The following is a 14,760-nucleotide window of genomic DNA, read 5'->3' on the forward strand; positions in this document are numbered from 1 at the left end:
GGGGATGCCACGGTCACGCCAAGCGGCTAGGATGGCGGCCAGAACAACCTTCTTTTTGACAAGGACAAGACCATGGAATTTTTGAGCGACCCGAACGTCTGGATTGCCTTTGCCATGCTGACAGCACTGGAAATCGTGCTGGGCATTGACAACATCATCTTCATCTCGATTCTGGTCGGGCGCCTGCCACCCCACATGCGGGACAAGGCACGCCGCCTCGGCCTGGGCTTTGCGATGGTGTCGCGCCTGTTGCTGCTGTTTTCGCTGAGCTGGGTCATGGGCCTGACCGAAGACTTGTTCAGCGTGGCCGGCAAGGGCTTCAGCGGGCGCGACCTGGTGTTGCTGGCCGGCGGGCTCTTTTTGCTCTACAAAGCCTCGCACGAGATTTTTGTGGAAGTAGAAGCCCGCGACGAACACGCCCCAGCTGCCACCGAAGACGCTGTCATGAAGGCGGCCGGTACCAAACTGTTCTGGTCCATCATCGGCCAGATTGCCATTATTGATATTGTGTTTTCGCTGGACTCGGTGATCACCGCAGTCGGCATGGTCGACCAGATCAGCGTGATGGTCGCCGCCGTGGTGGTGTCGGTCGGTGTGATGCTGGTGGCGGCCAAGCCGATCGGTGAGTTTGTGGACCGCCACCCGTCGGTCAAGGTGCTGGCCTTGGCGTTCCTAGTCATGGTGGGCATGGCGCTCACCGCAGAAGCGTTTGACCAGGAAATCCCCAAGGGCTATATCTACGCTGCCATGGCTTTCTCGCTGGCGGTAGAAGCCTTGAACATCCGGGCCCGCGGCAAGCGCAAGGCCCAGACGGGTTCTTAAACCTCGACCTGAGCGGCCTCCGGCGTCACGATGGGGCCGGTGCCGCTAAAGCGTTCGAGCAGCAGATAAAGCACCGGCGTGATGAACAAGGTGATGGCCTGCGAAAAAATCAGGCCGCCCACCACTGCCAAGCCCAAGGGCTGACGCAGCTCGGCGCCGGCGCCGATTCCAAGGGCAATCGGCAAAGCCCCCATGAGCGCGGCCAGCGTGGTCATCATGATTGGGCGGAAGCGCAAGATACAAGCCTCGCGAATCGCCTCTGCCGGCGTCATGCCCATATGACGCTGCGCATCGAGCGCAAAGTCGATCATCATGATCGCGTTTTTCTTCACAATCCCGATGAGCAAGACCAAGCCGATAGTAGCAATCAGGGTCAAGTCCTGACCGAAAAACATCAGCGTCGCCAGCGCGCCGGTGGCTGCTGAAGGCAGGCCGGCCAGGATGGTGATGGGGTGGATATAGCTCTCATACAGCACCCCCAGCAAAACGTAAATCACGAGCAGCGCCGCAATGATCAGGATGGCTTGGCTGCCTTGCGAGTTTTTAAACACTGCGGCATCGCCGCCGTAGCTGCTGATGATGGAGCTCGGCATCTGGATGGCCTCGCGGGCTGCATCGATCTTGGCAGTGGCATCGCCCAGCGCGGCACCGGGCGCCAGGTTGAACGACACGGTCACCGCTTGCAGTTGGCCCACGTGGTTGATCGAGGTCGGGCCGACCGAGCGCTCCACAGTAGTAAAGCTGCTCAGGGGCACCAGCCCGCCGTTGCTGGAGCGCACGTAAATGCCGTTGATGGCAGATTCGTCTTGCTTGGCCTCGGGCGCGACTTCCATGATGACCTGGTAGCTGTCGGTCGGCAGGTAAATGGTGGACACCTGGCGCTCACCGAACGCACTGAACAGGGCGGTTCGGATGCTGTCAACCGACACGCCTAGTGAGTTGGCGCGGTCGCGGTCGATTTTGAGTTGCGCTTGCAAACCGCGCAGCTGGGAGTCGCTGGTCACGTCGCGGAACATCGGGTCAGAGCGCAGTTTCTCTTGCAGCTTCTGGGCCCAAGTGCTGAGCTCGTCCGCCCGGATGCTCTGCAAGATGTACTGGTACTGCGCCTTGCTCTGGCGGCCGCCGAGCTGCAAGTTTTGGGTGGGGCGCATGAACACGTTGATCCCGGCCACGCCCCGCAATTTCTTGCGCAGGCCTTCGACCACTTTTTTCATGGGCTCGCGTTCGGACTGAGGTTTGAGCGTCACAAACATGCGACCGGTGTTTTGCGCACCGCCTCCCCCGTTGAATGAGCTGACCACCGCCACGTTCGGATCTTTGCGGATGATTTCAGCCGCCCGCTCTTGCAGGGCCACCATGGCGGTGAACGACGTGTCTTCTGCGGCCTCGGTCGTAACCTGGATTTGACCGATGTCTTCCTCCGGGAAAAATCCTTTCGGGATCACTTGCAACAGCCAGGCAGTGGCAACAAAGGTAGACAGCGCAATGGCCAAAATCACCCAGCGGTGGGCCAACGCCAAGTCCAGCATGCGGGTGTAGCCGGCGAAGGTGGCGTTGAAGGCGCGCTCAAAGCTGCGCACCACGACACCGGGGCGCTTCATGTGCGCCTCATCTTTCAAAAAGCGGCTGGCCAGCATGGGCACCAGGGTCAGCGACACAAACGCCGAGACCACAATCGACAGGCCCACCACCACCGCAAACTCGTGGAACAACAGGCCGATCACGCCGGGCATGAAAAAGATGGGAATGAACACCGCGATCAGCGACACCGAGATCGAAATAATGGTGAAGCCCACTTCGCGCGCACCGCGCAGGGCCGCCTGAAACGCGTTCTCACCCTTTTCCACGTGGCGGATGATGTTCTCCAGCACCACAATGGCATCGTCCACCACCAGGCCGACAGCGAGGGTCAGGCCCAAAAGCGAGATGTTGTCGAGGCTGTAGTTCAGGCCCCAAAGCAATGCCACCGCACCGACCAGCGACACCGGCAGCGACAAGGCTGGAATGACCGTAGCCACAAAACGGCGCAAAAACAAAAAGATCACCAGCACCACCAGAATGATGGTGCCGATCAGCGTGAGCGTGACGTCGTGCAAGGCTTCCCGCACCGACAAAGAGCGGTCGTTCACCGGCGTCATCTTCACCGAGGCCGGCATCTGGGTTTGCAGGGCAGGCAATGCCGCGCGGATGGAGTCCACCACCTGCACCGTATTAGCGCCCGGCTGGCGTTGCACCGCCAGAGTAATCGAGGGCTCGCCATTCAGGGTGGCCCAGCTGCGGAGTGTTTCCAGGCTGTCTTCCACCTTGGCCACATCGCGCAGGCGCACCGGGTTGCCGCCCTTGGTGCTCACAATCAGATCGGCAAATTCGGACGCATTGCGCAGTTGCTTATTGGCCTGGAGCACCAGCGTCTGCTTGGGGCCTTCGAGGGTACCCACCGGTGTATTCACGTTGGCCGCTCTCAGGGCCGCGCTGATTTCATCCAGCCCGATGTTGCGGGCGGCCAGCGCCTGCGGCTGCACCCGCACCCGCACCGCATAGCGCTTGGAGCCGAACACGTTGACCTGCGCCACACCGCTCACGGTAGAGAGGGTCGGCACGATCAGGTGCTCGGCGTAATCCTGCAACTCGGCCGGCGACAGCGAGGGGGACTGCAAAGCCACCAGCAAGACCGGGGCATCCGCAGGGTTCACCTTGCGGTACGACGGCGGGTTGGTCATGTCGGAGGGCAAGGCACGCTGCGCGCGCAGCAAAGCGGCTTGCACGTCGACAGCCGCCGCATCGATATTGCGGGACTCTTCAAACTCCAGCGTGAGCGAGGTACTGCCCAACGTGCTGGTGGAGCTGATGGTTTTGAGACCCGGTACCGTCTGGAATTGTTTTTCGAGCGGCAGCGCCACCGATGTCGCCATGGTCTCCGGGCTCGCACCGGCGAGAGACGCAGAGACATTGATCACCGGCGTGTCGTAACTCGGCAAAGCCGCTACCGGAATGCTGCGAAACCCGATCACCCCCGCCATCACGATGGCGAGGTTGAGTAGCACCGTCATCACCGGACGGCGGATGAAATGTTCAGAGATGTTCATGGTGTGGCGGGCTTGGCTGCATCACTGGCGGCGGGCTTGGCATCCGGGGCTTTGGCGTCTGAGGATTTGGCGTCGCCGTCTTTGGGCTTGCCTTTGCCCTCTGGGCTCTCTTTGGCGCGCTCTACCACCGGCACATTGGGCCGCAGGTTTTGTTTGCCTTCTTGCACCACCGCATCACCGGCTTTGATACCGGTCACTGCGGCGTCGCCCGCTTCGGAATACACCAGCTTGATCGGTTTGAGTACCGCTTTGCCGTCTTCCACCACATACACAATCGTGCCGCGTGCGCCTTGCACGATGGAGGCGACAGGAATCACCACCGCATCGGGGATATTGGCAATGGTTTGCTGCACTTCGGCAAATGCGCCGGGCCAGAGCTTGTTGTCGGCGTTGGCGAACACTGCCTTGGCCTTCACGGCCCCCGAGCTCGCGTCGACGGCGCTGTCCACAAATTGCAACTTGCCTTTGAAGGTGCCGCCGCCATCAGCCAGCGTGGCCTTGACCGAGGCGCCCTCCTTCAGTGCGGCGAGCGCGTCGCTCAGGTTGCGCTGGGGAATGCTGAACTGGATGCCTACCGGGTCCAACTGGGTGATGGTGACCAGACTGGTCACGTTCACCTGCACTGCGCTGCCCACAAAAACATTGACCGCACCGGCACGGCCGGATGCCGGCGCCACGATGCGGGAATACGACAAGGCGACTTTGGCCGCATCCAGCGCGGCCTGGTCGGCCACCACGGTGGCATTCACACTGTCGACCAGCGCTTGGGCGGTATCGACCGATCCTTGGGAAATAAAGTTTTGCGCAAACAACTGCTTAGCGCGCTCAAACTGGCGCTTGGCATCGGCCAGCGACACATTGTCTTTGGCCAACTGCGCGGCGGCCTTGGCCACATTGGCCTCGTCGCTGCGGGCGTCCAGGGTGAACAGCAACTGACCGGCCTTGACGAACTGCCCTTCTTTGAAATGCACACTTTTGATGGTGCTGTTCATCTGGGTGCGTACGTCGACCACATTGAGTGGCACAACGGTGCCACTGGCCTTGAGGGTGACGTTGAGGTCTTTTTTCTGGGCCTTCACGGTAGTCACCGACGCCGGGCCACCGGCCGGTGCGCTGGCTGCGGCACTCGCCGGTGCGGCAGCCGGGCCGGCTGCGCCGGAGGCGGCGGTTGCGGGAGCGGTAGAAGCAGTCTCGGACTTGCCGGAGCAACCCCACATCAACAAGGGCAGGGCGGAGTACGCCAGCACAACTTTGGCACGATGAAATTTCATGGGCAGGGCAACAACAAGGGGGCAGGTTGGAGGGAGAACAGCACAAACGCGGGCGTTCGGCCTTCATTTTTAATCATAGGTTGCTAAGACGCGAACTCACCGGATTAAATCCGACCAGGATGCAAAGCATCTGTAAAGTTTGCGCCCACCACGCAGCGCCCGCCAGTCTATGACTGCTGCGTGGCAAAACCAAGACAGGTTTTCCCTCGCCGCTCCGGGCGATTAACGCGTACGGGCCTTGAAGGTGTCTGCCCAGATCTGCCCTAACCATGGGCCTGCGCTCACGAGCACGATGCCCACCAACACCGGAATCGCACCGACCAGAAAACCGGCCTCAATCGGCTCATCGAGCAACCAGGCACCGAACAACATGCCGAACAAGGGCGTCATGAACGAGAACACGCCCAACCGCGACGCCAGGTAGTGGCGCAACAACCAGAACCAGGCCAGAAAGCTGGCAAACGACACCACCACCGCGTGAAACGCAAGGCTGGCCCACACGCGGGGTGTGAAGTTCACCTGGGCCTGCCCCGACAGCCAGGCAGCGCACAGCAACACCCCGAATGCCATCACTAATTGGTACTGCAAAGTTTTGGAAGGCTGGGCTTTGGCAAGGCTGGAGCAGCGCACCACCACGGTCGTAGCCGCCCAGGCAATAGCAGCGAGCACCCCCAAGAAGTCCCCCCACAAGGTGCTGCCCGTTGCAGCGGCACCGGTGGCAGCCCCATGCCCACGGCCCAGGAAGGTCATGGCAATACCGGCAAAGGCAATCGCGATACCGCTCCACTGCAAACCACTCAGGCGCTCCGCAGGAATCCGCCAGTGCAAACCCAGCGCTGCAAAAATCGGAGCGGTGTACAAAAACACCACCATGTGCGACGCACTGGTGTGGCGCAGGCCCTCGGCCACCAGCAAAAACTCCGTGGCAAAAAACACACCGACCGCCAAGCCCGGCACCAGCGTTCCATCGCGCAGCGACATGGACTCGCCACGCCACCACATCACCAAACCCACCAGCAAGGCGGCCACGCCCGACCGCAGGGCAATTTGCATGACCGGCGCAATATCCGCAGCGGTGGCTTTGAGCACCACCTGCTGCATGCCCCAGGTGGCACACAAGACCATCATCAACAGGACGGCGGACCCATCCACCGGTTTGCGCGTATCCATAACTCTCCCATACCAATCAATCGACCGATTATTCAGCTGACGGCTTTCATTGATATAGTGAAAAGATGACAAGCCATACGCCATAGCGGACAAGCATGCCCATCCTGCGCCCCAAGCTGGACATCCCCCTCACCAGCCCCACCCTGCCGGCACCGGTCATGTTCCGCAGCGCCTATGTGCCGGACCACGGGCTCTACCCCGAGCACCAGCACGCCTGGGGCGAGTTTGTGTATTCCTTCAGCGGCGTGATGGAGGTGAAAGTGCAAGGCCACCATTTCCTGGCGCCGCCGCAGTACGGCATCTGGCTGCCGCCCCACCTAGAGCATGTGGGCCTGAACCGCAAAGCGGCACACCACTGCTCTTTGTATGTGTCTACCGCCTTGTGCCGACCCTTGCCTGCGGAGCCCTGCGCACTCACGGTGAGTCCCTTGGTGCGGGCCATGCTGGAGCACCTGCGCTTGCAGCCAGCCGGCAGTGCGGTGTCAGGGCCTGAAGCCCGCTTGCTCAAAGTGCTGCTCGACCAGCTCACCCTCGCACCGCGGGCAGGCAGCTACCTGCCCGGCTCTGACGATCCGGCGCTGGGCGCCGTGCTGCGGCTGCTGCAAGCTCACCCCGGTGACAACCGCTCGCTCCCCGAGCTGGCCCACGCAGTCCACAGCACAGAGCGCACCCTGATGCGACGTTGCCAGCGCGACTTGGGCATGCCGTTTGCCGAATGGCGCCAGCGCCTGCGGGTGGTGAGGGCCATGCCTCTGTTGGAGGCGGGCCAGACAGTGGAGACGATTGCGCTGGATCTGGGCTACGGCAGTGCCTCGGCCTTCATTGCCATGTTCAAGAAGCTGATGGGCACCACGCCGGATGAGCTCCGCCGCGGCACCCTGAGCGCCGCCTAGAGCGTGGCGGGTGCTCCGCCAAAACGGCTCTCCGCCTGCTTGCGGAATTCCGAGGGCGTCATGCCCTTGAGCTCCAGAAACCGGCGGTTGAAATTGGCTACGTTATTGAAACCCACGTCGTAGCAAATATTGGTGACGTAGCGGTCTGAGGTCATCAGCAGCTGGCAGGCGCGGTTGATGCGCACCCGGTTCACAAAGTCGGTATAGGTATTGCCGGTCGCCCGCCGGAAGAAACGCGAAAAGCGGCTCTCGCTCATGGCCAGCTCAGCGGCCACCTCGGCTGCCGATTGGGAGTGCGATGGGTTCTCGGTGATGCGGTTGACGAGGGTGTTGATCTGGTCGAGCTCGGTGTCGTTTTCGGCACCCCGCATTTGCACGTTGGAGAGCAGGCGGTAGTCCCCCCAGCGGGACAGATCGGTCATGAATTCACAGAACGCGGCCAAGCGCTTGAGCCCGCGCGAACCGCGCACCGCATGCCAGTGCGTTTGCGCCCGGTCCGAGAGGCCAAAAAACTCGATGCCGTGGCGGGCGCGCTCCAACAAGGGCAACACCTCCTGCAGCTCGGGGATGGACTGGCAGGCCTGTGCCAGCGGCTCATGCCGGAACTGGATCACCAAATCGCGCATGGCGACACCTTCGTCGGGCACGTCCAAAGAAATCCAATTGTGCGGCAGGCGGGGCCCGCACAGCACCAAGTGGCCCGGCTCAAATGGGCCGATCCAGTCCCCCACAAACGCCTTGCCGGAGCTCTGGGTGATCAGGTGCAACTCGTATTCATCATGGCAATGCCAACGCGCCAAGGGGGTCGGATAACCGTGACCCAGGCAGCGGATGAATCCGACCTCGTCGGTCGGCTCATAGCCCAGCGACGGGTTGCGGTTGTAGTCAGCCTCCAGCTCCGGAGCCCGGTGCCGACTGACGGGATAGCCCGATAGAGGGTGCGAGTGTGGGGTAGCAGCCATAGCGACTTGAGCAATAAACGGGAGTGCCTCACGTTACCAGCAATTACACCGGCCCTGCACCCAAGTGGTTCTGGACAAACAGCTGCACCCGGGCATAGCCCACCCGCAGCGCATCCAACAAGCGCGGTGTGGAGGCCAGCGGGCCCCACAGCACCGGGTCGGCTGCAAAGGCGGCCACGGGGTCGGCCGCCTCACAGATCGCGTGGGCTGCCGCCGGGTCCATGGCTTGGTCCTGGTAGGTGTAGGCGATCTTGCCCTCATGCCAGCGCTGCAGATAGGCCAGAAAGAGTGCGGGCAACATGATCACACTGGCAATCGACTCGCCGCGCGCCAAGCGCTCACGAATGGTGGGCACGATGAAGCCGGGGATCTTGGAATACCCGTCCATGGCCACACGCTGGTTGGTGTCGCAAATGGCGGGGTTGCCGAAGCGGTCCAACACCACGTCACGGTAAGCGCGCAGATCCAGCGGGCTGGGGTTTTCGGGGGTGTCCAGCACCGGGATGGTGTCGTCGGTCACGTAGTCATACGCGATGCGGCGGATCACCGCATCGTGGGTACCCTCATGGATGTACTGGTAGCCCACCAGAGTGCCGGCCCAGGCGATGCAGCTGTGGGTGGCATTGAGCAAACGGATTTTGGCTTCTTCATAGGCGTCCACCGACTGCACCATCTCCACGCCCACCTGCTCCCAAGCGGGGCGGCCGGCGATGAAGTTGTCTTCAATCACCCACTGGATAAAGCTTTCGCCCATGATGGCAGCTTGGTCGTCCCAGCCGGTAGCGGCCTTGACGCGCTCGGCCACATCGGGCGTGGGGCGCGGGGTGATGCGGTCCACCATCGCGTTAGGGCTGCTGGTGTTTTGCTCCACCCAGGCCTTCAGCGCGGTGTCGCCAAGTGCGTCAATGAACTGCAGCAAGCCAGCCCGCGAGCGCTCGCCGTTGTGGCGCAGGTTGTCGCAATTCATCAGAGTCACGGCACCAGCGCCGCTGTGCATGCGGGCCCGCAAGATGCTGACCAAGCCACCGTAAATGGTGTGGCCGGCGCGGCCTGCCTTGACGGCTTCAAGGTCGGCGCGCAAGTCGGCAAAGGTGGCCCAGTCCAGCTGGTTTTTCGCGTCCAGGTAGTAACCGGCTTCGGTCACGGTGAACGAGATGATGCGGGTGGTGGCCTCAGCGCCTGCTGCGATCAAGGGGGCGAGGTCATCCTGATAAGGAATGACTTTCTGGATCGACTCAATGCGGGTGTAGCTGCGCTCGCCTTGGGGCGTGACGGTTTCCAGCGTGTACGCGCCACCTTGCGCCTGCAGCGCTTCCATGGTGGCTAGCATGTCCGGGCGCAAATTGCCGCCGGTGATGGACCATTCGGTATCGCCACGCTCTCGCAGTTCGTGGATGTAAAGCGCCTGGTGCGCGCGGTGGAACGAGCCTAGTCCGAGGTGAAGAATCGTGGTCATGGTCAGGCGTGAAAAAAATGAATCGGAGGTCGCTTAGAGATCGCTTAGAGATCAAACTGAGTGGGCATCATCACCACGTCGCGGATGGTCATGCCGCGGGGGCGGGTCAGCATGAAGATCACCACGTCAGCGACCTCGGAGGCTTCGAGCAGGCTGCCTTTGGCCTTGGCTTCTGCCAGCTTGTCAGCAGGCCAATCGGATAGCAAAGAGGTAATGACCGGCCCCGGGGAGATAGAGCCGACGCGCAAGCCGTGTTTGAACACCTGGCGGCGCACCGTCTGCACAAAGCAGTCGATAGCCCACTTGGACGACGCATATACAGGCTCCCAGGGGGTAGGAAAGTGCGCTGCGAGTGAGCTGGTCACGATGATGTCGCCAGAACCACGCGCGATCATGTGGGGCAGCACGTTGTGCACGTTCTTCATCACCACATTCACGTTCAGGTTGAGCATGCGGTCGATGGCATCCGGATCGCTGTCGACCAAGTCGCCCCCTACATACAGGCCGGCGTTGGCGTGGAACACATCCAGGCGCCCCTCTAAGGCCAGCACTTGGGTGAGCAGGCTGGCGCACTGGTCGCGGTCCAGCAGGTCCAGCACCAGCGGCACCGCTTGGGAGCCCAGGGTGGCGCAGGCTTTGTCCAGGGCGACACGGTCGCGGTCAATCAGCACCACGCGGGCACCGGCTTGAACCATGGCGCTCGCACTGGCAAAGCCAATGCCCGAGGCGGCACCGGTGACCGCGGCCACTTGGCCTTGAAGGGGCTTCAATGCGTGAGCTGTCATAACAGCGGACATCAGAGTGCGCCCGCGGCCACAACACGGCCGTTGGCATCAAACAAGTGGGCCGCGTCGGCATCGATCTGCACGCCTACGTCAGCTCCTACATGCAGCTCGGTGCGGGTATTCAAGCGGGCCACCAGTTGGGCGCCACTCTGGGTGGTCACGTAGATCAGGGTCTCGGCTCCAAGCGCCTCAATCAGCTCCACCTTGGCTTGTACGGCACCCTGACCGGCCGGCACCAGCGTGATGCTCTCCGGCCGCAGACCGATAGAACCGAGCGCAGGTACCTGCACACCGGCCACGGTAGTCACCGAGGGCAGCTTGGCGGCTTCAACCACGTTCATTTGCGGGGTGCCGATGAACTGGGCCACAAACTGGTTGGCCGGGCGGTCATACAGCTCCAGCGGTGTGCCCACTTGCTCGATGTTGCCGTCGCGCAGCACCACCACGCGGTCAGCCAGCGTCATGGCTTCCACCTGGTCGTGCGTCACATAGATGGTGGTGGCGCCCAGGTCGCGGTGCAGCTTGGCAATCTCGATACGCGTCTGGCCGCGCAGGGCTGCATCGAGGTTGGAAAGCGGCTCGTCAAACAAAAACACCTTGGGGGCCCGCACGATGGCGCGGCCGATAGCTACACGCTGGCGCTGCCCGCCCGACAACTCTTTGGGTGTGCGCTGCAGGTAGTTGGTGAGGTTCAGGATCTTGGCGGCGCGATCCACCTTGTCTTTGATGATGGCGGGGTCCACATTGGCCAGCTTCAAGGCAAAGCTCATGTTCTCAAACACGCTCATGTGTGGGTAGAGCGCATAGCTCTGGAACACCATGGCCAGGTCGCGCTTGCTGGAGGGCTGGTGGGTGATGTCGCGGCCGTCGAGCTGCAAGCTGCCGCCATCGATGGTTTCCAGGCCGGCAATCAGGCGCAAGAGCGTGGACTTGCCGCACCCGGACGGGCCCACAAACACCACGAATTCGCCTTGCTTGATGGCCAAGTCAATGCCCTTGATAACACGGTGTTCGCCGAACAGCTTTTCAACGCCGCTGAGTTGGAGGTAAGACATGAATGAGGTCTCCTGATCTTTATTTGTTACTTGACGGCGCCGAAGGTCAGGCCTTGGACCAATTGCTTCTGGCTGAACCAGCCGAAGACCACGATGGGGCCGATGGCCATGAAAGAGGCAGCCGACAACTTGGCCCAGAACAGGCCCTCCGGGCTGGAGTAGCTGGCAATCAAGGTGGCCAGCGTGCCGGCCTTGGCGGCGCTCAGGTTGAGCGACCAGAAGGCCTCGTTCCAGCTCAGCACCAGGGTCAGCAAACCGGTAGACGCCAGACCACCCATGGTGAGGGGCAGCAGCACGTAGCGGAACTCGCTCCACAGCGTGGCGCCGTCCATGCGGGAGGCCTCCAGAATCTCATTCGGAATCTCCTTCAGGTACGAGTACAGCATCCACACCATGATGGGCAGGTTGGACAACGTGAACACAATCACCAGACCGGTGCGGGTGTCCAACAAGCCACTGGTTTGCGCCATCACATACACCGGCACCAGGGCGCCCACGGCGGGCATCATCTTGGTAGAGAGCATCCACATCAGGATGTCTTTGGTGTACTTGCCCTTGAAGAAGGCCATCGCATAGGCCGCGGGGAAAGCCAGCAGCAAGCCCAGAATGGTGGAGGCCACACTGGTGATCAGCGAGTTCGTGGCGTAGAGCATGTAGTCGCTGCGCTCCTGCACGATCTGAAAGTTCTCCAAGGTCGGGGTGAACAACACCAGCGGCGGCACCGAGATGGCTTGCAGCTCTGTCTTGAAGGCAGTCAGCACCAGCCAGCCCAAGGGGAAAAACAAGAGCAGCGTGACCAACCAGGCCACCACCGTGCGCAGCCAATGCAGCCAGGGGAAAGATTTAGCGTGTGTCATCTGCAACTCACTTATCGAGGTTCTTGCCGACCATGCGGATCAGGAAAACGGCGGCGATATTGGCCAGCACCACGGCAAACAAAGCGCCTGCGGAGGCCACACCGGCATCAAAGTTCAGCAGCGCCTGCTTGAAAATCAGGAAGGCCACGTTGGTGCTCGCATCGCCCGGGCCACCACCGGTGGTGGTGTAGATCTCAGCAAACACGCTGAGCAAAAAGATCATTTCAATCATCACCACCACCGCCACCGAGCGGGCCATGTGGGGCAGGTAGAGGTAGCGCAGTTGCTGCAGGTAGTTGGCGCCGTCCATGCGGGAGGCCTCGAGCTGCTCGCGGTTCATGCTCTGGAGCGAGGTGATGAAAATCAGCGTCGCAAACGGCAGCCATTGCCACGACACGATGATGATCACGCTGAGCAGCGGGAAGTCGGTCAACCAGTCCACCGGCGTGCCGCCGAAGAAGAGCCACACTTGGGCCAGCACCCCGTAAATCGGGTTCATCATCATGTGCTTCCACAGCAAAGCGTTCACCGTGGGCATGACGAAGAAGGGCGAGATCAACAAAATGCGCACCAGCCCGCGGCCGGGGAACGGATCGTCAATCAGCAGCGCAATCAGGCTGCCCAACACCACCGTGATCAGGATCACGCTGCCCAGCAGCAGCAAGGTGTTGAGCACCGCCGTGCCGAACGAAGGGTCGGTCACGAAGTATTCAAAGTTCTCCAAGCCAATGAAGCCGGTCTGGTCGGGCTGCATCAGGTTGTATCGGATGACCGAGAAATAAATGGTCATCACCAGGGGCACGATCATCCATAGAAAGAGGGTGATCACTGCCGGCGCCATGAGTGCGCGGGGGATAAATCGGTTCATGAAGATGTCTCTCAGTGAGAGTGGCCGGTCCACACAGGCGCAGACAGCGGCGGGAAACGCGACATAAAAGGGCGCGCAGGTTCCCCCGCGCGCCTAAAGTCAACCTACCGGAGAGATGCTTACTTGTAGTAGCCAGCCTTCTTCATTTCGCGCTCAGCCGCGACTTGAGAAGCCTTCAGGGCTGCGTCTACCGACTTCTTGCCGGCCAGTGCCGCACTCATTTCCTGACCCACGGTGGCGCCGATGGCCTGGAACTCAGGAATCGCCGCAAACTGCACGCCAACATACGGGCTCTTGGGCAAAGTGCTGTCGTTCGGGTTGGCGGAGTCAATCGCCGCCTTTTCAGCCGCAGCAAACTTGGCTGCCTTCATGAACTCGGCGTTGGCATAGGTGCTCTTGCGGGTACCGGTGGGCACGTGGGCCCAGCCGTTGGTCTTGGCCACCAGCTCGATGTATTCCTTGGAAGTTGCCCAGGTCACGAACTTGGTAGCTGCGTCCACTTTCTTGGAGCCTGCAGGAATCGCCAGTGCCCATGCCCACAACCAGTTGGCACCCTTGGGGGTCACCGCAGTCGGTGCTTGTGCGAAGGCCACCTTGTCAGCCACTTTGGACTGCTTGGGGTCGGTGATGAAAGACGCCGCAATGGTCGCGTCGATCCACATGCCGCACTTGCCTTCGTTGTACAGCGCCAGAATTTCGTTGAAGCTGTTGGCAGACGAGCCGGGGGGGCCGTAGTTCTTGAGCAGGTCGACGTAGAAGTTGATGGAGTCCTTCCAAGGCTTGCTCTCCAACTGGGGTTTCCAGCTGGTGTCAAACCACTGGCCGCCGTTGGTGTTTACCAGTGTGGTCAAGAACGCCATGTTGTCGCCCCAGCCCGGCTTGCCGCGCAGGCAGATGCCGTACACGCCATTCTTGGGGTCATGGATCTTGGCGGCCAAGGCCTTGATGTCGGTCCAGGTGGGCTTGTCTGCCACTTTGATGCCGGCCTTGTCAGCCAGGTCCTTGCGGTACATCAGCATCGAGGATTCGCCGTAGAAAGGCACCGCAAACATCTTGCCGTCCACGCTCAAACCGTTGCGCATGGCGGGCAGGATGTCGTCCGCGTCGTACTTGGCGTCGGTCTTGAGTTCCTGCAGCCAGCCCTTTTTGCCCCAGATCGGGGTTTCGTACATGCCGATGGTCATCACATCAAACTGGCCGCCTTTGGTGGCGATGTCGGTGGTCACGCGCTGGCGCAGCACGCCTTCTTCCAGGGTCACCCACTTGAGCTTGATATCGGGGTTAGCGGTTTCGAAGTTCTTGCTGAGCTTCTGCATTTCGACCATGTGGCCATTGTTCACAGTCGCGACGACCAACTCTGTCTGCGCAAACGCAGCACTGGCTACCAAGCCGAAGGCCAAAGCTAAAGACGCTTTGAGTTTCATGAAACTGTCTCCTGTTGTTAATTTCGGGGGTTCAGCCAATGCCTAGCGTGCATCGACAGGGCTGAATAGTAGAAGTTGGCCCTTGGGGAGGTTGATACTCTGGGCACAAAT

12 protein-coding genes are annotated in these 14,760 nt (G+C 61.3%); 2 read left to right on the plus strand and 10 right to left on the minus strand.

Annotated features, from left to right (window positions below; all coding sequences use genetic code 11):
- The first annotated feature begins 72 nt into the window (after window positions 1–72).
- Window positions 73–822, plus strand: coding sequence for a TerC family protein (locus tag RAE19_RS08905; RefSeq protein ID WP_313874540.1), 750 nt, complete (start codon window positions 73–75; stop codon window positions 820–822).
- Here the strand turns inward: RAE19_RS08905 and RAE19_RS08910 are convergent.
- From RAE19_RS08910 to RAE19_RS08920, 3 genes are all read right to left on the minus strand, one after another.
- Window positions 819–3,908, minus strand: a complete 3,090-nt coding sequence (locus RAE19_RS08910) for an efflux RND transporter permease subunit (RefSeq protein WP_313874541.1) — start codon at window positions 3,906–3,908, stop codon at window positions 819–821. The genes RAE19_RS08905 and RAE19_RS08910 overlap by 4 nt on opposite strands.
- The gene (locus RAE19_RS08915) at window positions 3,905–5,179 is read right to left on the minus strand and encodes an efflux RND transporter periplasmic adaptor subunit (RefSeq protein ID WP_313874542.1); all 1,275 of its coding nucleotides are present in this window, start codon (window positions 5,177–5,179) and stop codon (window positions 3,905–3,907) included. Before RAE19_RS08915 ends, RAE19_RS08910 begins: the two co-directional genes overlap by 4 nt.
- A 222-nt stretch (window positions 5,180–5,401) precedes the next feature.
- On the minus strand, window positions 5,402–6,349 hold the full coding sequence (locus RAE19_RS08920) for a DMT family transporter (RefSeq protein ID WP_313874543.1): 948 nt from the start codon (window positions 6,347–6,349) through the stop codon (window positions 5,402–5,404).
- A gap of 95 nt (window positions 6,350–6,444) precedes the next feature.
- Here RAE19_RS08920 and RAE19_RS08925 point away from each other — a divergent pair, with 95 nt between their 5' ends.
- Window positions 6,445–7,242, plus strand: a complete 798-nt coding sequence (locus RAE19_RS08925; RefSeq protein ID WP_313874544.1) for an AraC family transcriptional regulator — start codon at window positions 6,445–6,447, stop codon at window positions 7,240–7,242.
- On the opposite strand, the gene RAE19_RS08930 is transcribed toward RAE19_RS08925, so the two are convergent.
- From RAE19_RS08930 to RAE19_RS08960, 7 genes are all read right to left on the minus strand, one after another.
- Window positions 7,239–8,204, minus strand: coding sequence for an AraC family transcriptional regulator (locus RAE19_RS08930; RefSeq protein ID WP_313874545.1), 966 nt, complete (start codon window positions 8,202–8,204; stop codon window positions 7,239–7,241). The genes RAE19_RS08925 and RAE19_RS08930 overlap by 4 nt on opposite strands.
- Before the next feature lie 43 nt (window positions 8,205–8,247).
- Complete coding sequence (gene dalD / locus RAE19_RS08935) at window positions 8,248–9,660, minus strand: D-arabinitol 4-dehydrogenase (RefSeq protein WP_313874546.1); 1,413 nt, start codon at window positions 9,658–9,660, stop codon at window positions 8,248–8,250.
- Window positions 9,661–9,704: 44 nt separating this feature from the next.
- Window positions 9,705–10,445, minus strand: a complete 741-nt coding sequence (locus RAE19_RS08940) for an SDR family oxidoreductase (protein WP_313874547.1) — start codon at window positions 10,443–10,445, stop codon at window positions 9,705–9,707.
- A gap of 11 nt (window positions 10,446–10,456) precedes the next feature.
- Entirely contained in the window at window positions 10,457–11,500 is a 1,044-nt protein-coding gene (locus tag RAE19_RS08945; RefSeq protein ID WP_313874548.1) for an ABC transporter ATP-binding protein, read from the minus strand.
- A 26-nt stretch (window positions 11,501–11,526) separates the two neighbouring features.
- Window positions 11,527–12,357, minus strand: coding sequence for a carbohydrate ABC transporter permease (locus tag RAE19_RS08950; RefSeq protein ID WP_313874549.1), 831 nt, complete (start codon window positions 12,355–12,357; stop codon window positions 11,527–11,529).
- A 7-nt stretch (window positions 12,358–12,364) separates the two neighbouring features.
- On the minus strand, window positions 12,365–13,225 hold the full coding sequence (locus RAE19_RS08955) for a carbohydrate ABC transporter permease (RefSeq protein ID WP_313874550.1): 861 nt from the start codon (window positions 13,223–13,225) through the stop codon (window positions 12,365–12,367).
- A 119-nt stretch (window positions 13,226–13,344) separates the two neighbouring features.
- Window positions 13,345–14,649, minus strand: a complete 1,305-nt coding sequence (locus RAE19_RS08960) for an ABC transporter substrate-binding protein (protein ID WP_313874551.1) — start codon at window positions 14,647–14,649, stop codon at window positions 13,345–13,347.
- Window positions 14,650–14,760 lie beyond the last annotated feature (111 nt).

Source organism: Rhodoferax potami, from assembly GCF_032193805.1.
GTDB lineage: Bacteria > Pseudomonadota > Gammaproteobacteria > Burkholderiales > Burkholderiaceae_C > Allorhodoferax > Allorhodoferax potami_A.